This is a genomic window from Micromonospora rubida (assembly GCF_009908295.1).
Lineage (GTDB): Bacteria > Actinomycetota > Actinomycetes > Mycobacteriales > Micromonosporaceae > Micromonospora > Micromonospora rubida.
Genome location: NZ_JAAALO010000010.1, coordinates 1 through 25,109, shown reverse-complemented (window position 1 = coordinate 25,109; position 25,109 = coordinate 1). Strand labels below are relative to the sequence as shown.

The 25,109-nt window shown below is 73.8% G+C and carries 22 protein-coding genes and 1 rRNA gene; 7 read left to right on the top strand and 16 right to left on the bottom strand.

The window, feature by feature from the left end; translation table 11 throughout:
* Positions 1-173: 173 nt before the first annotated feature.
* Positions 174-578 carry a hypothetical protein gene (locus GVV04_RS27065; RefSeq protein WP_235967107.1) on the bottom strand — a complete coding sequence of 135 codons (405 nt, stop codon included), beginning with the start codon at positions 576-578 and terminating at the stop codon, positions 174-176.
* Between the two features lie 265 nt (positions 579-843).
* Between GVV04_RS27065 and GVV04_RS27060 the strand changes: the two genes are divergently transcribed.
* The gene (locus tag GVV04_RS27060) at positions 844-1,971 is read left to right on the top strand and encodes a glycosyltransferase (RefSeq protein ID WP_328822593.1); all 1,128 of its coding nucleotides are present in this window, start codon (positions 844-846) and stop codon (positions 1,969-1,971) included.
* Positions 1,972-2,054: 83 nt separating this feature from the next.
* The gene (locus GVV04_RS27055; protein WP_161691818.1) at positions 2,055-2,534 is read left to right on the top strand and encodes a DUF4383 domain-containing protein; all 480 of its coding nucleotides are present in this window, start codon (positions 2,055-2,057) and stop codon (positions 2,532-2,534) included.
* A gap of 134 nt (positions 2,535-2,668) precedes the next feature.
* Here the strand turns inward: GVV04_RS27055 and GVV04_RS27050 are convergent, their stop codons facing one another.
* From GVV04_RS27050 to GVV04_RS27010, 9 genes are all read right to left on the bottom strand, one after another.
* Positions 2,669-3,118 carry a GNAT family N-acetyltransferase gene (locus tag GVV04_RS27050; protein WP_161691817.1) on the bottom strand — a complete coding sequence of 150 codons (450 nt, stop codon included), beginning with the start codon at positions 3,116-3,118 and terminating at the stop codon, positions 2,669-2,671.
* Positions 3,119-3,220: 102 nt separating this feature from the next.
* Entirely contained in the window at positions 3,221-4,696 is a 1,476-nt protein-coding gene (obgE, locus tag GVV04_RS27045) for a GTPase ObgE (RefSeq protein ID WP_161691816.1), read from the bottom strand.
* A 94-nt stretch (positions 4,697-4,790) separates the two neighbouring features.
* Entirely contained in the window at positions 4,791-5,048 is a 258-nt protein-coding gene (gene rpmA, locus GVV04_RS27040; protein ID WP_161691815.1) for a 50S ribosomal protein L27, read from the bottom strand.
* Positions 5,049-5,059: 11 nt separating this feature from the next.
* The gene (rplU, locus tag GVV04_RS27035) at positions 5,060-5,374 is read right to left on the bottom strand and encodes a 50S ribosomal protein L21 (RefSeq protein WP_161691814.1); all 315 of its coding nucleotides are present in this window, start codon (positions 5,372-5,374) and stop codon (positions 5,060-5,062) included.
* Between the two features lie 246 nt (positions 5,375-5,620).
* Positions 5,621-6,124, bottom strand: coding sequence for a hypothetical protein (locus GVV04_RS27030; protein WP_161691813.1), 504 nt, complete (start codon positions 6,122-6,124; stop codon positions 5,621-5,623).
* 117 nt (positions 6,125-6,241) lie between these two features.
* Positions 6,242-9,382 carry an Rne/Rng family ribonuclease gene (locus GVV04_RS27025; RefSeq protein ID WP_161691812.1) on the bottom strand — a complete coding sequence of 1,047 codons (3,141 nt, stop codon included), beginning with the start codon at positions 9,380-9,382 and terminating at the stop codon, positions 6,242-6,244.
* A gap of 139 nt (positions 9,383-9,521) precedes the next feature.
* Positions 9,522-10,235, bottom strand: coding sequence for a TIGR03936 family radical SAM-associated protein (locus GVV04_RS27020; protein WP_161692005.1), 714 nt, complete (start codon positions 10,233-10,235; stop codon positions 9,522-9,524).
* A 173-nt stretch (positions 10,236-10,408) separates the two neighbouring features.
* Positions 10,409-12,400, bottom strand: coding sequence for a TIGR03960 family B12-binding radical SAM protein (locus GVV04_RS27015; RefSeq protein WP_161691811.1), 1,992 nt, complete (start codon positions 12,398-12,400; stop codon positions 10,409-10,411).
* Between the two features lie 73 nt (positions 12,401-12,473).
* Positions 12,474-13,094, bottom strand: a complete 621-nt coding sequence (locus GVV04_RS27010; protein WP_161691810.1) for a hypothetical protein — start codon at positions 13,092-13,094, stop codon at positions 12,474-12,476.
* 224 nt (positions 13,095-13,318) lie between these two features.
* Here GVV04_RS27010 and GVV04_RS33590 point away from each other — a divergent pair, with 224 nt between their 5' ends.
* Positions 13,319-15,181: a hypothetical protein gene (locus GVV04_RS33590; RefSeq protein WP_235967159.1), complete on the top strand. Its 1,863-nt coding sequence runs from the start codon at positions 13,319-13,321 to the stop codon at positions 15,179-15,181.
* 54 nt (positions 15,182-15,235) lie between these two features.
* Here GVV04_RS33590 and GVV04_RS27000 read toward each other — a convergent pair whose 3' ends face one another.
* On the bottom strand, positions 15,236-15,931 hold the full coding sequence (locus tag GVV04_RS27000; protein WP_161691809.1) for a lysophospholipid acyltransferase family protein: 696 nt from the start codon (positions 15,929-15,931) through the stop codon (positions 15,236-15,238).
* A 335-nt stretch (positions 15,932-16,266) separates the two neighbouring features.
* Between GVV04_RS27000 and GVV04_RS26995 the strand changes: the two genes are divergently transcribed.
* Both GVV04_RS26995 and sigJ read left to right on the top strand, forming a co-directional pair.
* A complete protein-coding gene (locus tag GVV04_RS26995; RefSeq protein ID WP_161691808.1) occupies positions 16,267-16,707 on the top strand; it encodes a carboxymuconolactone decarboxylase family protein in 441 nt (146 codons plus the stop codon).
* The gene (gene sigJ, locus GVV04_RS26990; RefSeq protein WP_161691807.1) at positions 16,656-17,588 is read left to right on the top strand and encodes an RNA polymerase sigma factor SigJ; all 933 of its coding nucleotides are present in this window, start codon (positions 16,656-16,658) and stop codon (positions 17,586-17,588) included. The genes GVV04_RS26995 and sigJ overlap by 52 nt, the downstream gene beginning before the upstream one ends.
* 45 nt (positions 17,589-17,633) lie before the next feature.
* On the opposite strand, the gene ndk is transcribed toward sigJ, so the two are convergent.
* Complete coding sequence (gene ndk / locus GVV04_RS26985) at positions 17,634-18,059, bottom strand: nucleoside-diphosphate kinase (RefSeq protein ID WP_161691806.1); 426 nt, start codon at positions 18,057-18,059, stop codon at positions 17,634-17,636.
* Positions 18,060-18,203: 144 nt separating this feature from the next.
* Here ndk and GVV04_RS26980 point away from each other — a divergent pair, with 144 nt between their 5' ends.
* Positions 18,204-19,598 carry a VOC family protein gene (locus GVV04_RS26980; protein WP_161691805.1) on the top strand — a complete coding sequence of 465 codons (1,395 nt, stop codon included), beginning with the start codon at positions 18,204-18,206 and terminating at the stop codon, positions 19,596-19,598.
* Between the two features lie 110 nt (positions 19,599-19,708).
* Here the strand turns inward: GVV04_RS26980 and GVV04_RS26975 are convergent, their stop codons facing one another.
* The 3 genes from GVV04_RS26975 to GVV04_RS26965 all read right to left on the bottom strand — a co-directional run bounded on the left by GVV04_RS26975 (position 19,709) and on the right by GVV04_RS26965 (position 24,089).
* A complete protein-coding gene (locus tag GVV04_RS26975) occupies positions 19,709-20,107 on the bottom strand; it encodes a DUF4233 domain-containing protein (RefSeq protein ID WP_161691804.1) in 399 nt (132 codons plus the stop codon).
* Complete coding sequence (locus tag GVV04_RS26970) at positions 20,104-21,375, bottom strand: bifunctional folylpolyglutamate synthase/dihydrofolate synthase (protein ID WP_235967121.1); 1,272 nt, start codon at positions 21,373-21,375, stop codon at positions 20,104-20,106. The genes GVV04_RS26975 and GVV04_RS26970 overlap by 4 nt, the downstream gene beginning before the upstream one ends.
* 95 nt (positions 21,376-21,470) lie before the next feature.
* Entirely contained in the window at positions 21,471-24,089 is a 2,619-nt protein-coding gene (locus GVV04_RS26965; protein ID WP_161691802.1) for a valine--tRNA ligase, read from the bottom strand.
* Between the two features lie 69 nt (positions 24,090-24,158).
* Here GVV04_RS26965 and GVV04_RS26960 point away from each other — a divergent pair, with 69 nt between their 5' ends.
* Positions 24,159-24,842, top strand: a complete 684-nt coding sequence (locus tag GVV04_RS26960) for a hypothetical protein (protein WP_161691801.1) — start codon at positions 24,159-24,161, stop codon at positions 24,840-24,842.
* Positions 24,843-24,983: 141 nt separating this feature from the next.
* Here the strand turns inward: GVV04_RS26960 and rrf are convergent.
* Positions 24,984-25,100 (bottom strand): 5S ribosomal RNA (gene rrf / locus GVV04_RS26955).
* Positions 25,101-25,109 lie beyond the last annotated feature (9 nt).

The following is a 25,109-nucleotide window of genomic DNA, read 5'->3' as shown; positions in this document are numbered from 1 at the left end:
GGCGCGAGGTCGACCCTCGTCGGCGGCGGGACGGCACACCCGTTCGGGGATGCCGCACCGCCGCCGACCCGGGGCCCGACCGCCCCGAGGTCCATGATCGTCTGTCGTGCGGTGAGACGGCCCGCCGAGGAACGTGTTCGTAGACAGCAGACGACCATGGCCTGGCCCCTCACTCAGTCACCGTCTCCCCAGCCCAGGCCGCCCGGGCCCGGCCCGTGGTGGAAGCCGGGATGGTCGGCCACGTCGACACATCGCTCGCCGTCCGGGCCGACCGCACCGCAGAACAGCCGCTCGGCCCGGTGCCAGGCGTCGGCCGGGGACAACGCGGCGGCACCGAGGGCCAGCTCGGGGCGGAGCAGGCTCAGCCCCTCGGCGTACGTGACTGCCAGCTCGCGGGCCAGGTCGGCGCCGTCGGCCGCGAACCCGAGGTGCACCGTGAAGTAGCGCGGCGGCGCCTTTCGCCGGGGCGGGGCGAGCAGCGGTCGGTCGGTTCCACCGATCTCGCCACCCGCCCGGCCGGCAGCCAGCCCCTTGACCGCCCGACGCTCCCGCCAGCGCCACGACCCGTTCTCCCGCATGCGGTCCTCCCCGTCCTCGCCGACCGGCGGGCCGCCCCTCGGCCCGTGCGACCCAGCGAACCAGGTTTCCGCCGCCCGGGGAGGGGCCAGCCGAGCGCGGATCCACCGGCCCCTCCCCGGAACCGACGACGTGCGGGATGCTGGAGGGTTCGCTCAGCCGACCCACGGCAGGCCGCGACCGCGCGCCGCCCCCAGGCGAACGTTTGGCCAGCCGAAATGCGGGCATCCGGTGCGGCCCAGCCGATCGACACCACGGGAGGCACCGGTGCCCTTCGACGGCAGCCCGGGCGGCCGGCGGGCCGCCGCCGTCCCCGGCGGGGCGGATGCCGGGCCTGCGGCGGGCCGGTCGGAGGGCCTGGCGGATGGGGTGGAGGCGGGGCTCCCGGCGGGCGCCGCCCCGGGCCGCTGCCGGCTCCCCGTCGAGTACGTCCTGCCGCTGCGCTGGTCCGGCGACGCCGGGCTGGCCGAGCTGACCGGCTACCTGCGCGAACTGGGTCGCCTCGTCGACGTGACCGTGGTCGACGGCTCCGCCCCCGAGGTCTTCGCCCGGCATGCCGCGACGTGGCGGGGCGTGGTGCGCCACCTCGCCCCCGACCCGGCGGTGCGCGGCGGCAACGGCAAGGTCGTCGGGGTGCTCACCGGGGTCGCGGCGGCCCGGCACGAGCACGTGGTGATCGCCGACGACGACGTCCGCTACGACGAGGCGGGGCTGCGCGCCGCGCACCGGCTGCTCGGCGGCGTCGACCTGGTCCGCCCGCAGAACCACTTCGACCCGGTGCCCTGGCATGCCTGGTGGGACACCGGCCGGACCCTGCTCAACCGTGCCCTCGGCGCGGACTGGCCGGGCACCCTGGCCGTGCGCCGGAGCACCTTCGTCGCCATGGGCGGGTACGACCCGGACGTGCTCTTCGAGAACCTGGAGCTGGTCCGCACCGTGCGGGCGTACGGGGGCACCGAGGCGACCCCGCCCGGGCTGTACGTCCGCCGGCTCCCACCGGACGGCGCGCACTTCCGCGGGCAGCGGGTCCGCCAGGCGTACGACGACCTGGCCCAGCCGGTGCGGTTGGCGACCTCGCTGGCGGTGCTGCCCGCCGTGCTCGCCGCGCTGGCGGCCCGCCGCCCCGGCCTGCTGCTCGGCGCGGCGGCGGCCGTGGTGGCGTTCGCGGAGGTGGGCCGTCGCCGGGCCGGCGGGGCGCGGGTCTTCCCCCGCACGGCGGCGCTGGCCGCCCCGCTGTGGCTGCTCGAACGCGGCGTCTGCTCGTGGCTCGCCGTCGCCCACCGGGCGCTGGGCGGCGTGCCCTACGCCGGTGCCCGCATCGCCCGCGCCGCCAACTCCCCCGGTGCCCTACGGGCGAGCCGGAACGCCCGGTCGACACCGGCCCTCCACACCTGATTCCCGATTTCTCTGCGGGATGTGTGGGCGCACACACAGAATTGAGGATCGTCGGGAGCTGCTGATCCACGGAGGTGACAGCGATGGCACGTGACCAGCACAGGACCCCGAAGCCCCGGGTGCAGCAGGCCGCCGCCGCGGTGGCCGCGCTGTTCCTCCTACTCGGCGTGCTCGGCTTCATTCCCGGCATCACCATCGGGTACCACGACATGACCTTCGCCGGGCACACCTCCGGAGCGAAGCTGTTCGGCCTGTTCCAGGTGTCGGTCCTGCACAACGCCCTGCACCTGCTCTTCGGCCTGGCGGGGCTGGTCCTGGCGCGCAGCATCGGCGGCTCGCGGATCTTCCTGGCCGGCGGCGGCGCGATCTACCTCGGGCTCTGGCTCTACGGGTTCGCCATCGAGTTCTCCGCCGAACACAGCGCGGTCAACTTCATCCCGCTCAACGACGCGGACAATTGGCTGCACCTGGCGCTCGGCTTCGGCATGCTCGCCCTGGGCCTGCTGCTGTCCGAGCGGGCCGGCACGGGCGGCCGGCTCGACGAACCGTACGACCGCCCCTGACCCTCCACCCTTGAACCCTTGTCGTCACGCCCGACGGGTGGCGCGGCGTCCCCGGCCCGGTGGCGGGCCGAACCGGTGGCGGGGGGCCGGGGCGGCCGAAGCGTCGGCACCGCAAACCACCGAAGGTGGCGGCGTCAGGCCGCGACCGGGAGGCGCTTGGCGAAGCAGCGGCTGTACGGGTTGGCCACGTACTCGCCGAACACCGGGATCGGGGCGTATCCGTAGGAGGTGTAGAGACCGATGGCCGCCGGCAGGTAACTGCCGGTCTCCAGCCGGATCTCGGCGTACCCCTGTTGGAAGGCCAGCCCCTCCAGGGCGGCCAACAGTTGCCGGCCGATCCCCCGCCCTCGGTACGCGGGCCGGACGTACATCCTCTTCAGCTCGCCGGTGCACGGGTCGAGCCCCTGGATGCCGCCGCAGGCGACGGCCCGGCCCGCGTCCACGAACACGAGGTAGCGGATGTCGTCGTGGGTGACGGTCACCTGCCCGTCCAGCCCACCGTCGGCCTCCCGCAGCTCCCGCTGCTGCGCCATGACCAGGGTCACGATCTCCGGGTCAGTGGCGGGCCGCGGTTCGATCAGCATCCCCAGAGCGTAGGCCGCCCGGGTTTCCTCCAGGTTTCCGCCGGGCGACCCGACGGCGGAACCCGGCGAGCGGTTCGTCGTCGGGCCGCCCGCCGGCCGGAGCTATTCGTCGAGATCGGCGTCGAGGTCGGCGTCCGGCTCGTCGTCCGTCGCGTCGGCCCCCAGGTCGTCGGCCGACCGCACCCGGCGGGCCTTACGCGCGGCGAGCCGGTCGGCGGCCGAGGCCCGGGACGACTTCTCCTCCAGCCGTACGTCGGTGCCCCGGTTGCCCGGGACGAAGTCGACGCCCGCGTAGAGGGTGGGCTGCCAGTCGAACTCGCGCTCGCCGATCCGCACCAGGTCACCGGGTTTCGCCCCGACCTTGGCCAGCCTGTCCTCGACGCCGAGGCGGGCCAGCCGGTCGGCCAGGTATCCCACCGCCTCGTCGTTGTCGAAGGTCGTCTGCCGCACCCAGCGCTCCGGCCGGGCGCCCCGGACGGTGAACGACCCGTCCGACTCCGCCTCGACGGTGAAGCCGGTGTCGTCGACCGCCTTCGGCCGGATGATGATCCGGGTCGCCTCGGCCGGCACGGCGGCCGCGCGGCCCTGCTCGACCAGCTCAGCCATGGCGAACATCAGCTCCTTGAGACCCTCGCGGGTGGCCGCGGACACCTCGAACACCCGCAGGCCGCGGGCTTCCAGGTCGGCACGGACGATCTCGGCGAGGTCCCGGCCGTCCGGCACGTCGACCTTGTTCAGGGCGACGAGGCGGGGCCGGTCCACGAGCCCGCCGTACTCGGCGAGCTCGGCCTCGAGGGCGTCGATGTCGGCCAGCGGGTCCCGGCCGGGCTCCAGGGTGGCGGTGTCGACCACGTGCACCAGCACCGCGCAGCGCTCGATGTGCCGGAGGAACTGCAGCCCGAGGCCCTTGCCGGTGGCCGCCCCCGGGATCAGGCCGGGCACGTCGGCGACTGTGAAGATGTGGTTGTCGGCCTGGACCACGCCCAGGTTGGGCACCAGCGTGGTGAACGGGTAGTCGGCGATCTTCGGCTTGGCCGCCGAGATGACCGAGATCAGCGACGACTTGCCGGCCGACGGGAAGCCGACCAGGCCGACGTCGGCGACGCTCTTGAGCTCCAGGACCACGTCGAGCTGGTCGCCGGGCTCACCCAGCTCGGCGAAGCCGGGGGCCTTGCGCCGGGAGTTGGCCAGGGAGGCGTTGCCCCGGCCACCCCGGCCGCCCCGGGCCACCTCGAACGTGGCACCGGCACCGACGAGGTCGGCCAGCACCTCGCCGTCCAAGGTCTGCACGACGGTGCCGTTGGGCACCTTGAGCACCAGTTGGCGCCCGTTCGCGCCGTCCCGGTTCGAGCCCGCGCCGCCCTTGCCGTTGTCGGCCTTGACGTGCGGGTGGTAGTGGAAGTCGAGCAGGGTGTGCACCTGCGGGTCGACGACCATGGTCACGCTGCCGCCGTGCCCGCCGTTACCGCCGTCCGGGCCGCCGAAGGGCTTGAACTTCTCCCGGTGGATCGAGACACAGCCGTGCCCGCCGTCACCGGCCTGCAGGTGCAGGACGACCCGGTCCACGAACATCGTCACGTCGTCAATCCTTCCAGCGGGATGCGCCCCGCGCGTACGAGAAAAAGCGAAGCGGGCCGGGACCTACCGGTCCGCGGCCCGCAACGCCTTCGAACTACTGCTGCGCCGGTACGATGCTGACGGTCTTGCGACCGCGCTTGGTGCCGAAGAGGACCGAGCCGGCCGACAGCGCGAAGAGCGTGTCGTCGCCGCCGCGGCCGACCAGGTCACCGGGGTGGAACTTGGTGCCACGCTGCCGGATGAGGATCTCACCCGCGCTGACGACCTGACCACCGAAGCGCTTCACGCCGAGCCGCTGGGCCGCGGAATCACGGCCGTTGCGCGAGCTGGACGCACCCTTTTTGTGAGCCATCTGAGGACGACCTACTTCCCGCTGGAGATGCCGGTCACCTTGACCTGGGTCAGCGGCTGGCGGTGACCCTGGCGCTTGTGGTAGCCGGTCTTGTTCTTGAACTTGTGGATCTTGATCTTCGGGCCCTTGGTGTGTGCGGCGATCTCGCCGGACACTGCGACCTCGGCAAGCTTCGTCGCGTCGGTCACCAGGTCGTCACCGTCGACGAGGAGCACCGCGGTGAGCTTCACCGCGTCGCCGGGGGCACCGGCGAGCTTCTCGACCTCGATCACGTCGCCCTCGGCGACCTTGTACTGCTTGCCGCCGGTCTTGACGATCGCGTACATCGGAGGCGGACTCCCTGTCGTTGAGGCTGCTGGCGGTCGTTCCCTCGGCGGCTCGCCGGGTAGCAGAGGCACGGCGGCGCGGGCACGCGGGAACACGGCACACCAAGGTGCGCCGCAAGATAGCCTACGCCATCGGTGGGCTGACACCCAAACCGGGCTCCCCGTTCCCGGCGGGGCCGCCGCCGGGCACCGGGGCCGAGCCGGGCTCGGCGGCCCTCTCCCAGGTGCGGGAGGCGCCCCGCCCCGTCAGCGGGCACAGAGCTGGTCGAGGCGTTGCTGGAGCTCGTCCAGCTCCTCCTCGTCGATCGCGTCCACGTCGGTGCCCAGGGTGCCGACCTCGCTGGCCAGGTCGGCCAGCAGCGTCTTGAGCTGCGGGTCGGTGGCCCGGGCGGACTGCTGCCGCAGCGCGGTACGCCAGCCGGCCAACGCGGCCTCGGCCCGCTTGCGGGCGGCCTCCGCCGTCGCGCTGTCGTTGGCCCCGACCGCACCGATCATCCGGCCCAGCTCCGCCACGTACGTGCGGACCGCCGCGCCGCTGGCCTGCTGGGCGGCGGCGCAGACCTCCGGGCCGTTCCCGCCGGCCGGCCCGAGCGACCCGCCGGCCGCGCCCGGGCCTGCTCCCCCCGCCCCCGGGGTGGCCCCGGCCTGTGAACCGCTCGGCCGGGGCTCGGAACCGGAGCGCTCGGCGGAGCAGGCCACGCCGGCGGACAGGACCGCCATCGCGGCGGTGAGGGCGAGCAGACGACGCATTCTTCTTCTCCTGACCGAGGGTGGCCGATCCTAACCGGGGCCGGGATGACCGACAGGGCCCCGCCCACCGGTGCTGTACCGGGGAAGGGGCCCTGTCGGACGCGGGATGTCAGCCGGTCACGGGCGGGTACGCCGCCTGGTGCCGCCCCGGCGGGACCGGCGCCGGCCGGCGCCGCCCTCAGCGTCGCCGTCGGCCTCGTCGCCCAGGGCGTCCGGGTCGTCGGCCCCGGCCAACCGGGCGGACTCGCCCTGCTGGCTGTCCGTTACGGCCGGCGCGGCGGCCGTGTCCGCCTCGTACCGGGACAGGTCGTAGCCCATGGTGTCGTGGTACTCGACGACGGCGTTCCCGCCCGGCGCCTCGACCACCTCGGGCGCCTCGGCCACCGCGCGCTCCGGCGCGGCGCTCTTGCGGGCCCGCCGCCGCGGCGATGCCCCACCGACCTGCTCGACCGGGGCGGGAGGGGCGGGAGGGGCGGGAGGGGCGGGAGGGGCGACGGCCGAGGCGACCGCCTTGACCTTCTCCCCCGCACCCGTGGCGCGCGGCTTCTCCGGCACCGGCTCGGTGTGGATCACCACGCCGCGGCCCTTGCAGCAGTCGCAGGTCTCGCTGAACGCCTCCAGCAGCCCCGCGCCGATCCGCTTGCGGGTCATCTGTACCAGCCCCAGCGAGGTGATCTCGGTGACCTGGTGCTTGGTGCGGTCCCGGCCCAGGCACTCGGTGAGCCGGCGCAGCACCAGCTCCCGGTTCGACTCCAACACCATGTCGATGAAGTCGATCACCACGATGCCGCCGATGTCACGCAGCCGGAGCTGGCGGACGATCTCCTCCGCCGCCTCCAGGTTGTTGCGGGTGACCGTCTCCTCCAGGTTGCCGCCCGCACCCGTGTACTTGCCGGTGTTGACGTCGACCACGGTCATCGCCTCGGTGCGGTCGATCACCAGGTGACCGCCGGAGGGCAGGAAAACCTTCCGGTCGAGGCCCTTGAGGATCTGCTCGTCGATCCGGTACTCGGCGAACGCGTCGCTGGTGCCGACGTACCGGCGCACCCGGTCGACCAGGTCCGGTGAGACGTGCGAGAGGTACGACTCGACCATCCCGTACGACTCGTCGCCCTCGATCACCAGCTCGCGGAAGTCCTCGTTGAACAGGTCCCGCACGACCCGGATGACCAGGTCCGGCTCCCCGTAGAGCAGCACCGGGGCGCCGCCCTCGGTCGCCTTGGCCTGGATGTCCTCCCACTGGGCCTGGAGCCGCTCGACGTCGCGGGCCAGGTCGTCCTCACTCGCCCCCTCGGCGGCGGTCCGGACGATCACGCCCGCGCCGTCGGGGACCATCTTCTTGAGCACGTCGCGCAGCCGCTTGCGCTCGGTGTCGGGCAGCTTGCGGCTGATGCCGGAGGCGTTGCCGTTCGGCACGTACACCAGGTGCCGGCCGGACAGGGCGATATGGCTGGTCAGCCGGGCGCCCTTGTGCCCGATCGGGTCCTTGGTGACCTGCACCAGCACCGAGTCGCCGGACTTGAGGGCGTGCTCGATCGAGCGGGCCCGGCCCTCCAGACCCGTGGTGTCCCAGTTCACCTCGCCGGCGTACAGCACGGCATTGCGACCCCGGCCCACGTCGACGAAGGCCGCCTCCATGCTCGGCAGGACGTTCTGCACCTTGCCGAGGTAGACGTTGCCGGCCATCGTGCCGGAGGAGTTGCGGGTGACGTAGTGCTCGACCAGCACGCCGTCCTCCAGGACGGCGATCTGGGTGCGGTCGCCACGCTGACGCACCGCCATCACCCGGTCGACCGCCTCCCGGCGGGCCAGGAACTCCGACTCACTGAGGATCGGCGGACGGGTCCGCCGCTGCTCCCGGCCGTCGCGGCGGCGCTGCCGCTTCGCCTCCAGTCGGGTCGACCCGGAGACGCCCTGCACCTCGTCGACGGCCTTGCGCGGCTCACGGATCTTCACGACGGTGGGCACACCGTCGTCGGCCCCGCCGTCGCTGTCCCCGGCGCCCCGACGACGACGGCGACGGCGGCGGCGGGTCAGCCCGTCCCCGGTCTCCTCGCCCTCGTCCTCGTCACCCTCGGCCTCGGTGGACTCCTCCTCGGCCTGGGCGGCCTCCTCGGCGTCCTCGTCGACGTCGTCGTCCGCGCCGCCCTTGCCCCGGCCCCGGCCCCGGCGACCACGCCGACGCCGCCGGCGAGCCGCGGCGGTCTCGTCGTCGTCCTCATCCTCGTCTTCGTCTTCCTCGCCCTCGACGGCCTCCTCGACGGCGGCTTCCTCGACGGGCTCCACCGCCTCGACGGGCTCGGCCTCGCGGCGACCGCGGCGACGTCGCCGGGTCGGCTCGGGCTGCTCCTCGGCCGGCTCCTCCTCGATCACGACGGGCACCACGACCCGGGCGACCGGCGCCTCCTCCGGCTGGGGGGCCATGAAGAGCACGGTCGGCGCGGAGAGCGCGGCCCGACGCCGCCGGGTCTTCGGCTCGGCCGGCTCGGCCGCCTCGACGGGCTCGGCCGGCGACACAGCGGGCACGGCCACGCCGGGCGGGACATCCCCGGCGCGGTTCTCCGCGCCGTCGGACCGGGTGCCGGCGGCGGCCGGGCGACCGGCCTGCGCCTCGGCGGCCCGGGCGGCCTCGGCGGTCTCCTCGTCCTCGGCCGCCGCGCCGTCGACCGGCTGGGCGGGCGTGGGCGTGGTCTGGGCGGCGACGGGCGCGGACGACGCCTCCGCCTCGGTGATGGTCGGCTCGGCGCCGGCCTCTGCCGGGGCCTCCACCGCGGGAGCGGCGGCCTTGCGGCGGCGGGTCCGGGTCACCTTCACCGGGGGTACGACCTCGGCGGACGCCTCCTCCGCGGCGGACGCGACAACCGGTTCCTCCGTCGCCTTCGCGGTGGTCGCCTTGCGGCGGCGGCGCGGCGTCTTCGGGGCCTCCTCCAGCTCACCGGCGATCGGGGCGAAAACCTCGGCCTGGAGGGCCTCGCCGCTGGTCGAGCCGGCGGAGGTGGACGCCTCCACCGGCGCGTCGGTCTGCTCCGGCTGGTTCAGCGGGGCGGCCCGCCGCCGGGTAGCCCGCTTGCGGGGCGGGGTGGCCGGCGCCTCGGCGGCCGGTTCCCCGTCGGGCGGCGGCTGGGCGGCGGTGGGCCCGCCGACCGGGGCGGCGCCTTCGGCGGTGCCGGTGCCGGCGACGTCGGTGGTGCGGTCAGCGGTCTCGCCGGCCGGCTGTGAACCGGTCCGTTCGCCGCCCTCGGGCTCGTTCTCGAGCATGGAGGTTCTCCAGTTTCTGGCTGCCCCGGGCGCGGTTGAGCGCTGCCACGCAGGGTTGCCGCAAAAGTGTTTCCGCCGGGCGCGCGAGGTGCGCGACCGCCGAAGTCTGCCTGCCCGAGCGTTGACCGACGGTCAACGCTCATACGATGGCTGCCCCGTCGCGGTCCGCGTCCAACGGATCCACGATCGCACCCTGCGCGGTCAACGTGCCCTGCGCCAGCCGGATCACCCTTGGGGAGACCGGCGGCTCCAGGTCGGCCACCACGCGGAGGCCGGAAAGGACGTCATCGGGTCGTACGGACGGGGTGACCTGCCGGACGACCAGTTCGAGTATCGCACACGGTACGGCCGCGGCTCCGGAAGGCGTCTGCGGAGACGCGACCACATCGATGCTTATGACTGCTGCGCGAGCGTCGAAGGTGCGCCTGCCCTGCTTGGTCATCCGCTCGACCTGGACCTCCTCGGCGGCGGTGAAGGCGGCCACCGCGCGATCCAGCACGGCCGGCTCGACCTCCGGCAACTCGATCCGCCAGTGCGACGCCTCGATCCGGTCGGCAAGACCACCGCCGGAGGCGACGACAGCGTCCATGATGTCGAGGCCGGGCGAGAGGGCCGCGTCCAGCGCGGCCCGCAGCTGCTCCGGGTCGACCGGCTCGCGGAGCCCGATCTCGAGATACTCCGCCTCGCTGGCCACCCCGGTCGGGGCCGCGCTGGCGTAGGAGATCTTGGGATGCGGGGAGAAGCCCTGCGAGAAGGCGATCGGTACACCCGCCCGGCGCAACGCCCGCTCGAAGGCACGGGCGAAGTCGCGGTGCGAGGTGAACCGCAGCGGCCCACGCTTGGCGTACCGGATCCGGACACGCTGGACGATCGGGGCCTGCCCGCCCTCCGGCTGTGGTTTCCTGCTGATCGTCGTGCTCCTCGGACTCAGAACCGGTTGGTCGTGCAGGTGCCGTCGCCGACGTGCCGTGACCGTGACGGCACCTGCCTGATCAACGCAGCGGACGGTGGTGGGCCGGCCGTGGGTCAGGGGTGGGTGTGGGTGGGCACCTTCAGGCCGGCGCCGTTGAGCGGGGTGAGCGGGAGCAGCTTCTGGCCCGTCGGGCCGATCTGGATCTCGGTGTCCATGGATGGGCAGACCCCACAGTCGAAGCAGGGGGTCCACCGGCAGTCGTCCTGCTCGTACTCGGACGTCGAGTCCTGCCAGTCCTTCCAGAGCCAGTCCTTGTCCAGGCCCGAGTCCAGGTGGTCCCAGGGCAGGACCTCCAGCTCGTCGCGCTCCCGGGTGGTGTACCAGTCCAGGTCCACGCCGAAGGCCGGCAGCGTCTCGGCGGCGGCGTCCACCCAGCGCTGGTACGAGAAGTGCTCGCTCCAGCCGTCGAACCGGCCGCCGTTCTCCCAGACCCGGCGGATCACCGCGCCGACCCGGCGGTCGCCGCGACTGAGCAGGCCCTCGATCAGCGACGGCTCGCCGTCGTGGTAGCGGAAGCCGATCGCCCGGCCGAGCGACCGATCCGAGTTGATCTCCTGCTTGAGCATCCTCAGCCGGCCGTCGATGACCTCCGGCCGCTCCATCTTCGCCCACTGGAACGGAGTGTGCGGCTTCGGCACGAACCCGCCGATGGAGACCGTGCAGCGGATGTCCTTCGAGCCGGTGGCGGCCCGGCCCGCCTTGATGACCTCGTGGGCCATCCGGGCGATCTGGAGCACGTCGTCGTCGGTCTCGGTGGGCAGGCCGCACATGAAGTACAGCTTCACCTGCCGCCAGCCGTTGGTGTACGCGGTGACGACGGTGCGGATCAGGTCCTCCTCCGACACCATCTTGTTGATCACCTTGCGGATCCGCTCCGACCCGCCCTCGGGGGCGAAGGTCAGACCGGTGCGCCGGCCGTTGCGGGACAGCTCCTGGGCCAGGTCGATGTTGAACGCGTCCACCCGGGTCGACGGCAGCGACAGCGACACGTTGGTGCCCGCGTACTGCTCGGCCAGGCCGGAGCACATGTCGCCGATCTCGGAGTGGTCGGCCGACGACAGCGACAGCAGGCCCACCTCGTGGAAGCCGGAGAACTCCAGCCCCTGCTGCACCATCTGCCCCACCGTGGTGATCGACCGCTCCCGGACCGGCCGGGTGATCATGCCGGCCTGGCAGAACCGGCAGCCCCGCGTGCAACCCCGGAAGATCTCCACCGCGTACCGCTCGTGCACGGTCTCGGCGAGCGGGACCAGGGGCTTCTTCGGGTACGGCCAGGCGTCCAGGTCCATCGTCGTGCGCTTGTGCACCCGGAACGGCACGTCCGCGCGGTTCGGCACGACCCGCTGGATCCGCCCGTCGGGCAGGTAGTCCACGTCGTAGAAGCGCGGCACGTAGACGCTCTCGGTGCGGGCCAGCCGCAGCAGCAGCTCGTCCCGGCCGCCCGGGGAGCCCTCGGACTTCCACTCCCGGACGATCGTGGTGATCTCCAGGACCGCCTCCTCGCCGTCGCCGAGCACGGCGGCGTCGACGAAGTCGGCGATCGGCTCCGGGTTGAACGCGGCGTGCCCCCCGGCCACGATCACCGGATCGGCGTCGGTGCGGTCCGCCGCGAGCATCGGGATGCCGGCCAGGTCGATCGCGGTGAGCAGGTTGGTGTAGCCCAGCTCGGTGGAGAACGAGATGCCGAACACGTCGAAGTCGCGCACCGCCCGGTGGGCGTCGACGGTGAACTGCGGCACGCCGTGCGTGCGCATCAGACTCTCCAGGTCGGGCCAGACCGCGTACGTCCGCTCGGCGAGCACGTCGGGCAGCTCGTTGAGGACCTCGTACAGGATCTGCACGCCCTGGTTGGGCAGCCCGACCTCGTAGGCGTCCGGGTACATCAGCGCCCAGCGGACGGTCGCCGTGTCCCAGTCCTTGACCACCGCGCCCAGCTCGCCACCGACGTACTGGATGGGCTTGGTCACCTGGGGCAGCAGCGGCTCCAGCCGAGGCCAGACGGAGTTGGCCGCGGCGGGGCGCGGGGGGGTGGACGGGACGCTCATGATGCCCAAGGGTACGCGTCCACCCACCGACCGCCGCGTCGCATCCGCCACGGCGTCCGGCCCCGCGCCGGGATCAGGCCTTCCCGACAACGAGAGGCACGGCCTCGGCGCCGTATTCGACGCGGATCGGCAGGCCCGGGTAGCGGGCGGTGATCGTTGCCCGGTGGCGGGCCGGGTCGTCGACGGCGACGACGACGCAGAGGCCCGGGTCGGTGCTGATCTCGTTCAGGACGATGCCGCGGACCTGCCAGTAGGGGCGGTCGGCGACGACTCTGGCCTGCCAGGCGGCGAGCTGCCGCTCGGAGTGGACGGCGTCGACGAACCTGACGGTCACGGTCGGCACGAGGGCGCACATGGCCTGGTCGACGGCGGGATCGGAGGGGATGCGGCGCACCTGTAGCAGGTTCTGTTCGAGGTCGAGTTCGACCCCGGCGTACACCTGCGGCCAGCGCTGCTCGCCGGCTTCCTGCACGATGGTGGCGGCGTCCAACAGGCTGTTCTGATGCGGCCAGTAGGAGCGCCCCGGCGACGGGGTGGGCGGCGACGGGACGGCGGTGCCGGCCTGGGCGCAGAAGGACCCGGCCGCCCCGGGGGCGGGCTGCTGCGGTGCGGCGGCGGGGCCCGGCTGGCCGCAGGCGGCGAGCCCGGCGAGTGCCGGACCGGCCAGGAGCGTGAGCAGGGTGCGTACGCGCATGGTCGAACCTCCTCGGCGGCGAGCCGCCGTATTCGGACACTAACGACCTAACGGCCCGGTCAGGGGATAGGAAACAGACAATCCCGCGACCGGTTCCGCAGATCGGCCCGGCATCAGCCGGTCCGGCTGCCAGGGCCCAGCCACGCGCCACCGGGACGTGGGCGGATCGCCGTCGGTGGCACGCCGGTACTAACCTCGGACCGGCGCGAGAGGAGATTGCCGCGATGCCGCACCCGCAGCCGGGAGCAGACCGACCGGCCGACGGGGGCACCCCGGCCACCGACCGGGGCCAGGATCCGGCCGCCGCCGGCGAGTCGATCCCCTCCCCCGAACCACCGCCCGCCGTGCCGGGCCCGCGCGGCACGTCCGCGCCTCCCGCCGCTGCGGACGTGCCGGCCACAGATCCGGAGGGCACACCGGCCGGGCCGGAGGTGCCCGCAGCCCACCCGACGGAGGACGCCCCCGACGCGGCCGGCTCCGCCGGCACCCGGGGCGGCGATGCTCCCGACGCGACCACCCCGGTCGGGAATCCCCGACCGGCGGCCGAGGCGTCGGCCCCGCCGGAGCCCACCCGGGTCGATCCCGCGCCGGCCCCCGGGGCGCGGCCCGAACCGGTGACCCCGCCCCTGCCGGCCGACACCGCCCCGCAGCCGACCGACCCGGGCCCGACCGCAGCCGAGGCGACTCTCGAACAGACCGGCCCGGACCCCACCACGGTCGAGGCCACCCCGGGACGGGCCGGACCCGACCCCACCCGAGTCGAAACCACCCCGGGACGGGACGAGGCCACCCCGGGACGGGCCGGGCCCGACCCCACCCGGGTGGAGGCCACCCCGCGGCGAACCGGCCCGGAGCCGGCTCGCCGCGGGGGTGGGCCGGCCCCGGCGGCCCCCGCCCCCGACCCGACGAAGGTCGACGCGCGTCCGGACCGGACCACCCTCGACCCCGCCGCCGCACCGCCGGCGCCCCGGTGGACGGGCTCCGCGCCGGTCCCACCGCCGCCGCAACGCAGGAGGATCTGGGGCGAGTCGGCGGAGCCCACCCCGCCGCCACCCGCCCCGGCCGGGCACGGCCCGCTGCCGTCCCCGGAGAGCCAGGTGCCGGTGGACCCGTGGGCCGGCGTGGACACCGGCAGTTGGGACCTGCACTCCGCCGAACTGCCCCCGCTGCCGCCGACGCTGTCGTACCCGACGCCGCCGGCCACCCGGCAGCCCCAGGGGCGGGTCGCCGGCTCGGCGCCCGTCGCCGGACCCCCGACCCCGCCGCCGGTGGCCCATCCGGCCACCCCAGCGCAGGGCGCCCGGCCGGTGTCGCCCGCGGCCCGCCCCGTCAGCCCGCCGCCGCCCGTGGCCCGGCAACCGGCGCCGACCCGTCAGATGCCGCGGCAGGCCCCACCCCGGCAGGTGTCACCGCCAGCACCGCCGCGCCACGTGCCGCCGCCGGCTCCGCCGATCGCGCCGCCGCAACAACAGCAGCGGCCAGCGCCGACGCCGCCGCCCGCGCCGAGGTCCCCCCGCCGGCGACGTCGGCGCTGGCCGTGGGTGCTGCTGCTCAGCATCGCCTGCTGCTGCGGCTGCCCGGCCTACTGGGTGAAGCCGATGTGGGAGCAGTACCCGGCGAGCGCCGCGCTGCCGCAGCAGATCTCCGACCTGTCGCTGCGCCAGGACGCCCGCAGCCAGGCCACCGCGAAGGAACTGGAGAACGATGTACGTAAGGCACATCTGCTGACCGAGGACACCTTCGCCGGCGTGTACGCCTCGTCGGCGGGCAAGCCGGTGGCGGTGTTCGGCGGCACCGGGTTCCGGCTGACCCCGGAGAGCGACGCGGACGACGAGATGACCCGGCTGACGGAGCCGTACCGGCTCGGGGACAAGCAGGTGGTGGAGACTGGTGTCCGGGGCCGGTTCGAGCGCTGTGCCGTCGGCGCCCTCGACGGCACCGACGTGGTGGTCTGCACCTCGGTCGACCACGGCAGCCTCACCACCGGCGTGTTCACCCAACTCTCCGTCGATGACAGCGCCCGACTGCTGAACACCATGCGCGAGCAGATCGTCACGGCCAACCAGAACCCGGGCACGACGGGCTGAGGCGGACGGGCTGAGGCCCGACCCGACCGGGTGGGGCCGGTCAGGGCAGGCCGGTCAGGCCGGGGGCTCGCCCTCGGCCGCCGGTCGCGCGCGGGGCGGGGCGTAGCGCGACACGTACTCCTGGCCGGTGAGCTTCTGGATCTCGCCCATCACCTCGTCGGTCATCTCCCGCAGCGAGGTCCGGTCGTCCGGGCGGCCGGTGAAGTCCAGCGGCTTGCCAAACCGCACGACGATGTCCGCCCGGCCCGGTCGGGGCACCCTGGTGCCGATCGGCTGGGCCCTGTCGGTGCCGACCATGCCCACCGGGATGATCGGCACGCCGGCCGCAACCGCCAGTCGGGCGGCCCCGGTGCGGCCCCGGTAGAGCCGGCCGTCGGGCGAGCGGGTCCCCTCCGGATACACGGCGACCAGGTCACCGGCCTTCAGCACCGGAATCGCCGCGTCGAACGCGGACAACGCGGCCCGGCCGCCGGCCCGCTCGACGGGGATGGCTCCCAGCCCGGTGAGCACGAACTTCGATAGCGCGCCCTTCGGGCCGGTGCCCTTGAAGTACTCCGACTTGGCCCAGAACGCGAGGTGGCGGGGCACGACCGTGCCGAGGAACAGCTCGTCGGCGACGGAGAGATGGTTGCCGGCGAAGATAGCGCCACCGGTCTCCGGGATGTGCTCCAAACCCTCCACGGTCGGCCGGAAGGCCAACCGGAGCGCCGGCGCCACTGTGAGCCTGCCGATGGTGTAAAGCAGCGGCACTGGTCCTCCGGCGGTCGTGCTGGACAGGGCGATGTCACGTTAGCCGACGCGGTCACGCCGGGCCGAACGGGTGACCGGGCCGTCCGCTGCGTGGCGGAGGGCGGCCGGGCAGGGGCGCCGTCCCGGGAGGGCCCCACCCACATCTCACACCCGGCGGACGGCCACCGTCACCGGTTCGTCCTTGCCGGCCTCCCGGCGAGGCCGGCGAGCGGCGCCCACCTTCGACTATTCACCGCCCGGCCTGCGGCGGCATGACCGGCGTCACACCCGCCGCCGTCACATCCACGCCCGCTCCGCCCGTCGTCCCGGTGTATCGACGAGGATGGGAGAACACGATGAGTCGGATCGATCTGGAGGCGGTGGCGCCGGAGGCGTACCGGGCGGTGGCCGGGCTGGAGCGGTACACCCGCGCGAACCTCGACCACACGGTGCTGGAGCTGGTGAAGCTGCGCGCGTCGATGCTGAACGGCTGCGGGTTCTGCGTGGACATGCACAGCCGGGACGCCCTCGCGGCGGGCGAGTCCAGCCGGCGGCTGTTCGCCGTGGCCGCCTGGCGGGAGACGCCCTTCTTCGACGAGCGGGAACGGACGGCGCTCGCGCTCACCGATGCGCTCACCCGCCTCGGGGAGCACGGGGTGCCCGACGAGGTCTGGGACGCCGCCGCGAAGGTCTGGTCGGAGAAGGAGCTGGCGGACCTGACGGTCGCGATCGCCACAATCAACGTATGGAACCGGATCGTGGCGGCCACCCGGCGCCAACCGCCGACGGACGGGTGACGACGGCCGGTGCGGCACAGGCGGCCGGTGTGCTCGACGCGCACCGGCCGATGCTGCTCGGCCTGGCGTACCGGATGCTCGGCAGCCTGCACGACGCCGAGGATGTGCTCCAGGACGCGTACCTGCGGTGGCTGGGCGTCGACCGGGCCGCGGTGGCCGAGCCCCGCCGCTACCTGTCCCGGGTGGTCACCCGGCTCGCCATCGACCGGCTGCGGGCCCGGCAGGCTGCCCGGGAGACGTACGTCGGGCCCTGGCTGCCGGAGCCGGTGCCCACCGAGCCCTCGCCGTTCGGGCCGCCGGAACACGCGGAGCTGCGCGACTCGCTCTCCCTCGCGCTGCTGCACCTGCTGGAGCGGCTGACTCCGCCGGAGCGCGCGGTCTACGTGCTGCGCACCGCCTTCGACCTGCCGTACGCGCAGGTCGGCGAGATCCTGGACCGGTCCGCGGCGGACTGCCGGCAGCTGCACCACCGGGCGGCGGCCCGGATCGCCGTCGACCGCCGCCGCTTCACTGCCGACCCGGGTGAGCAGCGGCGGCTGCTGGACGCGTTCCTCGCCGCGGCCCGCGACGGCGACCTGGCCCGGCTGACGGACCTGATGACGACCGACGTCACCGCGTGGACCGACGGGGGCGGCCGGACCAGGGCGGCCCGCAACCCGGTGCGCGGGGCGGACCGGGTTGCCCGCTTCTTCGCCGGGGTCCTCGGGCCCCGGCGGCCGACGCCGCACACGGTCCCGGTCGAGTTCAACGGCCGGGCCGGGTACGTCGTGTACTGGCCCGGCAGCCGGCGGTACGCGCTGACCGTGGCCGCCGCCGGCGGCCGGATCACCGGCCTGTACGTGGTCGCCAACCCGGAGAAGCTCACCCGGTTGGCGGGGTGACCCGGCGACCGGGCCCGCCCCACCACGCCCGGCGTCGGAAAGCCGTCAGCCCAGCTCGGGGAACCAGAGCGCGATCTCGCGCTTGGAGCTGTCGGTCGAGTCGGAGGCGTGCACCAGGTTCTCCCGGTTGGACAGGGAGAAGTCGCCGCGGATGGTGCCGGCGGCGGCCCGGCGGCCGTCGGTGCTGCCGATCATGCCGCGCACCACCTCGATGACCTGGTCGCCGGAGAGCACCAGGGCCACCAGCGGACCGCTGGTCATGAACCCCTTCAGGGGCGGGTAGAACGCCTTGTCGACGTGCTCGGCGTAGTGCTGGTCGGCGAAGTCGCCGTCCATCGTCCGGGATGCCATGGCGTCGATCCGCAGGCCCTTGCGCTCGAAGCGGGAGAGGATCTCACCGACCAGGCCACGGCCGACCGCGTCGGGCTTGATCAGGACGAGAGTGCGCTCGTCCGGGCTGCTGCTGGACACGCTGGGTTCCTCCTGTGCGCGGAAGACGGCTCGGCTGGGTACGGTCAGCCTAGCGACCCGGTGCGGGCACCGGCGCGGCGGCTGCGCTATTCCCTGGGTCGCCGATCCGGCCTAGCCTGGCCCTTGACCCATGGGAGGTCCACAGTGGCGAATGGCGGGAACCGACCCATCGCGCCGGTACGCAAGCTCATCGCGACGGTGCTGGGCACCGTGGCGACCTTCGTGGTCCTGTTCGGGCTGGGCATGACCAGCTGGGCGATCGTGGCGCTGGGGGTGGCCCTGCTGGTGCTGGCGATCGCGATGGCCACCGTGCGCGGCGGCGGCCGAACCTGGGTGGTCGGCGTCGGCCACGTGCACAGCGCCTCCGAGCCGCCCAACGCGTACGCGTTCGGCCGCTGCGAGTTGCAGCTCGTCATCGACGCGCCCGGCCTGCCGCCCCGGTCGAAGAAGATCATCGAGCCGCGGGTCCCGGTGGCGAAGTGGCCCTCGATCGGGCAGGCCCTGCCGATCCGGGTGGCCCTGGACGACCAGCGGCATGTCCGCGTCCTCTGGGACGAGGTGCCCACCCACGCGGAGACCGCCGCGTCGGCCATGGCCGACCTGCCGCCCGAGTACGCGGGCGCCGACCCGGTCGACGAGGTGCTGATCCAGCAGGAGGCGCCGCCGTGGGCCGACCGCATCCCGGACGACGACTTCCGCGACGACCTGCGTGACCTGCCCGGTTTCCACGACGACCTGCGCGACTCGTCCGGTTTCCGCGACGACCTGCGTGACCAGCCCAGGGCCGACCCGATGCGCGACGACGACCTCGGCCCGCTGCCGGAGGGCCGGGAGCCGGTCGTGATGCACCAGCGGCCGGGCGGCCCGGTCGTGCTGGAGGGGACGGTGGTGGAGCCGACCCCCGGCCCGCTGCCCCGGCGGGCCACCCCGGCCCCCCGCCCACCGGCCGAGGAACGCTTCGACCCGACCGTCCCCGTCGAGACCATCGACGCGACGGCCCCGGCCGACCCCGTCGAGACCGTCGACGCGGCGGCCCCGATCGACCCCATCGACGTGCCGCTGGACGACCCGGCCCCGCGCCCCCGACCGGCCCCCGACCAGCACGAGCTGGACGAGGCGATCTTCGGTTACGACCCGGAGGCCGAGCCCGCCGACGCGGCGGCCCCGATCAGCGGGGTCGGCATCACCCTGCTGGTCACCGGCCTGGACCGGTCGCTGGAGTTCTACCGGGACACCCTCGGCTTCGAGGAGGTCGACCGGGGCGCCGGCAACGCCGTGCTCGCCTCCGGGGCGACCCGGCTGGTGCTGCGCGAGGTCACCGGCGCGGCCCCGATGAGCCGCCGCCTGGTCCACGTGAACCTGGAGGTCGACAACATCCAGGGCGCGTACGAGCGGCTGCGCGACTCCGGGGTCCGCTTCACGTACGCCCCGAGGGTGGTGAACCGGGGTACCAAGCTGGAGGTCTGGGCGGCGGCCTTCCGCGACCCGGACGGGCACGGCATCGCCCTCACCCAGTGGCGCACCCGCGCCGACGCCTGAGCAGTGGGGACGGCACCCTGGCACCGGGCCCCGCCCCGGGTCCCGCGCCGCGGCAGGGCCCGTCCCGCACCGGGCCCGCCCCGCAGGCAGCGGCTCAGCGGCTCAGCGGCTCAGCGGCCGAGGATCACCCGGCGCACGTGCAGGGCGTACCCCCAGACCAGGGCGAAGATGATCCCCACCACCAGCAGCGACCAGTGCAGCAGCCCGGCAAGCAGCAGCGCCCCCTGGAGCACCGTGCCGGCGTACCAGGCCCACCGCCGACGCATCATCCCGGCGAGCACCACCGCCGCCACGGCCAACGCCACGATCACCGCGACGGCCGCGCCGCTGAGCTCCCCGCCGACCACCCGGATCGGCTGGATCGCGAGCAGCAGCACCAGGGCCTCCAGGCCGAGCGTCCCGGCGCCCAGGCCGCGCACCGCCCCCTCGGGGTTGCGCAGCCCGGAGCGCCGCTGACCCGATCCGTCGCCGGCGCCCTCCGCCCGGCGGTCTGAATCCGGGGCGGTCATCGCTTGAACAGCCTGCGGGCGTCGGCCACGGTCACCACCGACCCGGTGATCAGCACGCCGACCCCGGACAGCTCGCCGGGGACGTCGGCCTCGGCCTCGGCCACCGCCGCCTCGATCGCGTCGGGCATCTCCTCGGCCACCGCCACCCGGTCCTCCCCGAAGACGTCCCGGGCCAGCTCGGCCAGCTCGTCGGCCGGCATCGCCCGCGGCGAGCTGTTGCGGGTGACCACGAGCGAGTCGAGCACCGGCTCCAGCAGCTCCAGCAGGCCCACCGCGTCCTTGTCGCCGAGCACCCCGAGCACGCCGACCAGCTTGCTGAACGCGAACTCCTCCTGGAGGGCGGTCACCGTGGCCGCCATCCCGTGCGGGTTGTGCGCCCCGTCGAGCAGGACCGTCGGCGCGTTACGCACCTTCTCCAGCCGGCCGGGCGAGCTGACGTCGGCGAAGCCCTCCCGGACAGCCTCCACGTCGAGCTGCCGATTCGCCCCCGCCCCGAGGAACGCCTCCACGGCGGCGAGCGCCACCGCCGCGTTCTGCGCCTGGTGCGCGCCGTGCAGCGGGATGAACATGTCCTCGTACACCCCGCCGAGGCCCTGGATGCTGAGCACCTGGCCGCCGACCGCCACCGAACGGCGCAGCACGCCGAACTCCGACCCCTCGCGGGCGATCGTCGCGCCGACCTCGGCGCACCGCTCCAGGATCGGCCGGGCGGCCTCCTCGTCCTGCGCCGCGCAGACGACCGTGGCCCCCTTGTGGATGATCCCGGCCTTGTGCAGGGCGATGTCCTGGAGGGTGTCGCCCAGCCACTCGGTGTGGTCCAGCCCGATCGGGGTGAGCACCGCGACGCCGGCCTGGATCACGTTGGTGGAGTCCTCGGCCCCGCCGAGCCCCACCTCGACCACCGCGACGTCGACCGGGGCGTCCGCGAAGGTGGCGAACGCCAGCGCGGTGGTCAGGTCGAAGTAGGTCAACGGCTCGGCGGAGCGCTGGTCGACCAGGTCGGCCAGCGGCACCACCTCGCGGTACGTGGCCACGAAGCGTTCCTCGCTGACCGGCTCCCCGTCCAGGCTGATCCGCTCCCGGACGGTCTCCAGGTGCGGGCTGGTGTACCGGCCGGTGTGCAGCCCGAACGCCCGCAGCAGCGAGTCGATCATCCGGGCGGTCGAGGTCTTGCCGTTGGTCCCGGTCAGGTGGATCGACGGGTACGCCCGCTGTGGGCTGCCGAGCAGGTCGAGCAGCGTCTCGATCCGGTCCAGCTCGAAGTGCATGCGGGTGAACCCGCGCGCGGCCAGCTCGGCGTCGACGGCGGCGAACTCGCCGTCGACGCCGCGAGCGGTGCGGTGGGTGTGATCGTTACGGTCGGTCACGAGGGCAGCGCCTCCAGAGCGGCATCGATGCGGATCAGGTCGGCCTCGGCGGTGGCGAGCCGGTCGCGGATCTTGGCGACCACCGGCTCCGGGGCCTTCCCCACGAACGCCGGGTTGTCCAGCTTCGCGCGGGCCTGCGCGACCTCCTTCCCGGCTGCGGCGCGGTCCTTGGTCAGGCGGGCCCGCTCGGCGGCCACGTCGATCGAGCCCCGGGTGTCCAGCGCGACGCTCACCTCGCCGGGCATGGCCAGGGTCGCGCTGGCCTGGAAGTCGTCGCCGACCGGGTCGAGCCGGACCAGCGAGCGGATCAGCCGCTCGTGGGAGGCGATGCCCGCGCCGGCCAGGCCGTCGAGCCGGGCGACCACCCGCTGGGTGGGCCGCAGGCCCTGGTCCGAGCGGAACCGCCGGATCTCGGTCACCACCCGCTGGACGGTGCCGACCTCGCCTTCCGCGGCGTCGTCGATCCCGGTACGGTCGGCAGTCGGCCACGCGGCCGTCACCACCGTCTCCCCGCCGGTCAGCGCGATCCACAGCTCCTCGGTGACGAACGGGATCACCGGGTGCAGCAGCCGCAGGAGCTGGTCCAGCACGTGCCCGAGCACCCGCCGGGTGGCGTCGGCCGACGCCCCGCCCTCGGCGAGCACCGGCTTGCCCAGCTCCACGTACCAGTCGCAGACGTCGTCCCAGGCGAAGTGGTAGAGCAGATCACAGACCTTCGCGAACTCGTACGCCTCGAACTGCTCGTCGACCTCGGCGGTGACGTGCGCCAGCCGGGACAGGATCCACCGGTCGACGGTGGAGAGCTGCTCGGCCGGCGGCAGCGGGCCGTTGGTGTGGGCACCGTTCATCAGCGCGAACCGGGTGGCGTTCCACAGCTTGTTGCAGAAGTTGCGGGAACCCTGACACCAGTCCTCGCTGACCGGGACGTCCTGGCCGGGGTTGGCGCCCCGGGCGAGGGTGAACCGGGTGGCGTCCGCGCCGAACCGGTCGATCCAGTCCAGCGGGTCGACCACGTTGCCGAACGACTTCGACATCTTCTTGCCGTGCTCGTCGCGGACCATGCCGTGCAGGGCCACCACGTCGAACGGCGGCCGGCCGTCCATGGCGTAGAGGCCGAACATCATCATCCGGGCGACCCAGAAGAACAGGATGTCGTACCCGGTGACCAGGACGCTGGTCGGGTAGAACTTCTCCAGGTCCGGGGTCTGCTCCGGCCAGCCGAGGGTGGAGAACGGCCACAGGCCGCTGGAGAACCAGGTGTCCAGGACGTCCTCGTCCCGGTGCCAGCCCTCGCCGGTCGGCGGCTCCTCGTCCGGGCCGACGCAGACGATCTCGCCGTCCGGGCCGTACCAGACCGGGATGCGGTGGCCCCACCAGAGCTGGCGGGAGATGCACCAGTCGTGCATGTTATCGACCCAGGCGAAGTAGCGCTTGGCCAGCTCGGCCGGCTCGACCTTCACCCGGCCGTCGCGCACGGCGTCCCCGGCCGCCTTGGCCAGCGGGGCGGTGTTGACGAACCACTGCAACGACAGCCGCGGCTCGACCGTGGTCTTGCACCGCGAGCAGTGGCCCACCGCGTGCACGTACGGCCGCTTCTCGGCCACGATCAGGCCCTGCTCGCGCAGCGCGGCGACGATCGCCGGCCGGGCCTCGTACCGGTCCAGGCCCTCGAACGGGCCCGGTGCCGTGATGATGCCGCGCTCGTCCATGATCGTCAGGGCGGGCAGGTCGTGCCGCTGGCCGATCTCGAAGTCGTTCGGGTCGTGCGCCGGGGTCACCTTCACCATGCCGGTGCCGAAGCTCGGGTCGACGTGCTCGTCGGCGACGATCGGAATGCGCCGGTCGGTCAGCGGCAGGGCGACCTCGGTGCCGATCAGGTGTCGGTACCGCTCGTCGTCGGGGTGCACCGCCACGGCGGTGTCGCCGAGCATCGTCTCGGCGCGGGTGGTGGCCACCACGACCTCGTCGCCGTACCGGATCGAGATCAGCTCGCCGTCGTCGTCGGTGTGCTCCACCTCGATGTCGGACAGCGCGGTCAGGCAGCGCGGGCACCAGTTGATGATCCGGTTGGCCCGGTAGATCAGCCCGTCGTCGAAGAGCTTCTTGAACATGGTCTGCACGGCCCGGGACAGCCCCGCGTCCATGGTGAAACGCTCGCGGTCCCAGTCGACCGCGTCGCCGAGGCGGCGCATCTGGCCCAGGATCGCGCCGCCGGACTCGGCCTTCCACTGCCACACCCGCTCGACGAACTTCTCCCGGCCCAGGTCGTGCCGGGACAGGCCCTCTCCGGCGAGCTGCCGCTCGACGAGGTTCTGGGTGGCGATGCCGGCGTGATCCATGCCCGGCAGCCAGAGCGACTCGAAGCCCTGCATCCGCTTGCGCCGGGTCAGGGCGTCCATCAGCGTGTGCTCGAACGCGTGGCCCATGTGCAGCGAGCCGGTCACGTTGGGCGGCGGGATGACGATCGCGAAGGGCGGCTTGTCGCTCTGGGCCGACGCCCGGAAGCGCCCGGCGGCTACCCACTGCTCGTACCGTCGCTGCTCAACCTCGCCCGGCTGGTACTGGGCGGGCAGGGTCGGGGCGTCGGGGCGTCGGGCGTCCAGGCTGTCGGTCACCCTGAAAGTCTACGGAGCGCTTCCGCGGACCCGACGTGCGCCACCTGCCCTTCGCGTACGGTGTCGGCTATGTCCGACGCACATCTCACCGAGCGTCCGCTCGCTGACGAGCCCGAGCCGGTCGATCTCACCGAGGAACCGATCCGGCTCAGCAACCGGGACCCGAAGGGCTCGGCCCGGCGGCGCGGTCCCCGGTCGCGGCGCGGGCGGATCGCCCTCGCCGTGCTCCTGGCGGCCGGTCTCGCCGGCGTCGGGGCGCTGGGCGTCGCCGGCTGGCGGGTGACGCAGCAGAAGGACGCCCGGCTGGCCGCTCCGGCCACCGTCGCCGGCCTGCAACGCGACGACAGCGACCGGGCCCGCAGCACCGCCGACTACCTGCGCGACGGACTCGCCGCCGACATCGACCTGGACCGCAGCCTCGGCGTCGTGTACCGCGATCCGGCGGACGACAAGCGCTCCGTGCTGCTCTTCGGCGGCACCACCCTGCTGTGGCAGCCCGAACGCGACCTGGACACCCTCTTCGGCCTGATGGCCGACGAGACCGGGAAGGTCACCGGGCTGCGCGAGGTGCCGGCTGGCCGGCTCGGCGGGGTGATGAAGTGCGGCGCCACCAGCGGCGACGGCGGTGACTTCGCCGTCTGCGGCTGGGCGGACCACGGCAGCGTCGCGATGGCGATGCTGCCGGGGCGCCCGATCGACGCCGCCGGCGACCTGATGCGGCGGATCCGCGAGGATGTCCAGACCCGTTCCTGAGTCATCGTCCCCGAAGACCGGTTCCGGGGTTTCGCCGCCCGGAGCCGGTCACGCCGGATCGGCCCCGGTCTGATCCGGCTTGAAAATGGTCACGGAAACGCGTCAGGGCCACCCCCGAAGGGGTGGCCCTGACCGAAAGATGTCCGGCGGTGTCCTACTCTCCCACACCCTCCCGAGTGCAGTACCATCGGCGCTGGAGGGCTTAGCTTCCGGGTTCGGAATGTAACCGGGCGTTTCCCCTCCGCCATGACCGCCGTAACTCTATCG

Bases quoted from the DNA above. Each gene is read 5' to 3' on its own strand.
- GVV04_RS27065 (WP_235967107.1), bottom strand. From the start codon at position 578: ATGCGGGAGAACGGGTCGTGGCGCTGGCGGGAGCGTCGGGCGGTCAAG.
- GVV04_RS27055 (WP_161691818.1), top strand. From the start codon at position 2,055: ATGGCACGTGACCAGCACAGGACCCCGAAGCCCCGGGTGCAGCAGGCC.
- GVV04_RS27050 (WP_161691817.1), bottom strand. From the start codon at position 3,118: ATGCTGATCGAACCGCGGCCCGCCACTGACCCGGAGATCGTGACCCTG.
- rpmA (WP_161691815.1), bottom strand. From the start codon at position 5,048: ATGGCTCACAAAAAGGGTGCGTCCAGCTCGCGCAACGGCCGTGATTCC.
- rplU (WP_161691814.1), bottom strand. From the start codon at position 5,374: ATGTACGCGATCGTCAAGACCGGCGGCAAGCAGTACAAGGTCGCCGAG.
- GVV04_RS27030 (WP_161691813.1), bottom strand. From the start codon at position 6,124: ATGCGTCGTCTGCTCGCCCTCACCGCCGCGATGGCGGTCCTGTCCGCC.
- GVV04_RS27025 (WP_161691812.1), bottom strand. From the start codon at position 9,382: ATGCTCGAGAACGAGCCCGAGGGCGGCGAACGGACCGGTTCACAGCCG.
- GVV04_RS27015 (WP_161691811.1), bottom strand. From the start codon at position 12,400: ATGAGCGTCCCGTCCACCCCCCCGCGCCCCGCCGCGGCCAACTCCGTC.
- GVV04_RS27010 (WP_161691810.1), bottom strand. From the start codon at position 13,094: ATGCGCGTACGCACCCTGCTCACGCTCCTGGCCGGTCCGGCACTCGCC.
- GVV04_RS33590 (WP_235967159.1), top strand. From the start codon at position 13,319: ATGCCGCACCCGCAGCCGGGAGCAGACCGACCGGCCGACGGGGGCACC.
- GVV04_RS26995 (WP_161691808.1), top strand. From the start codon at position 16,267: ATGAGTCGGATCGATCTGGAGGCGGTGGCGCCGGAGGCGTACCGGGCG.
- sigJ (WP_161691807.1), top strand. From the start codon at position 16,656: ATGGAACCGGATCGTGGCGGCCACCCGGCGCCAACCGCCGACGGACGG.
- GVV04_RS26975 (WP_161691804.1), bottom strand. From the start codon at position 20,107: ATGACCGCCCCGGATTCAGACCGCCGGGCGGAGGGCGCCGGCGACGGA.
- GVV04_RS26970 (WP_235967121.1), bottom strand. From the start codon at position 21,375: ATGCACTTCGAGCTGGACCGGATCGAGACGCTGCTCGACCTGCTCGGC.
- GVV04_RS26960 (WP_161691801.1), top strand. From the start codon at position 24,159: ATGTCCGACGCACATCTCACCGAGCGTCCGCTCGCTGACGAGCCCGAG.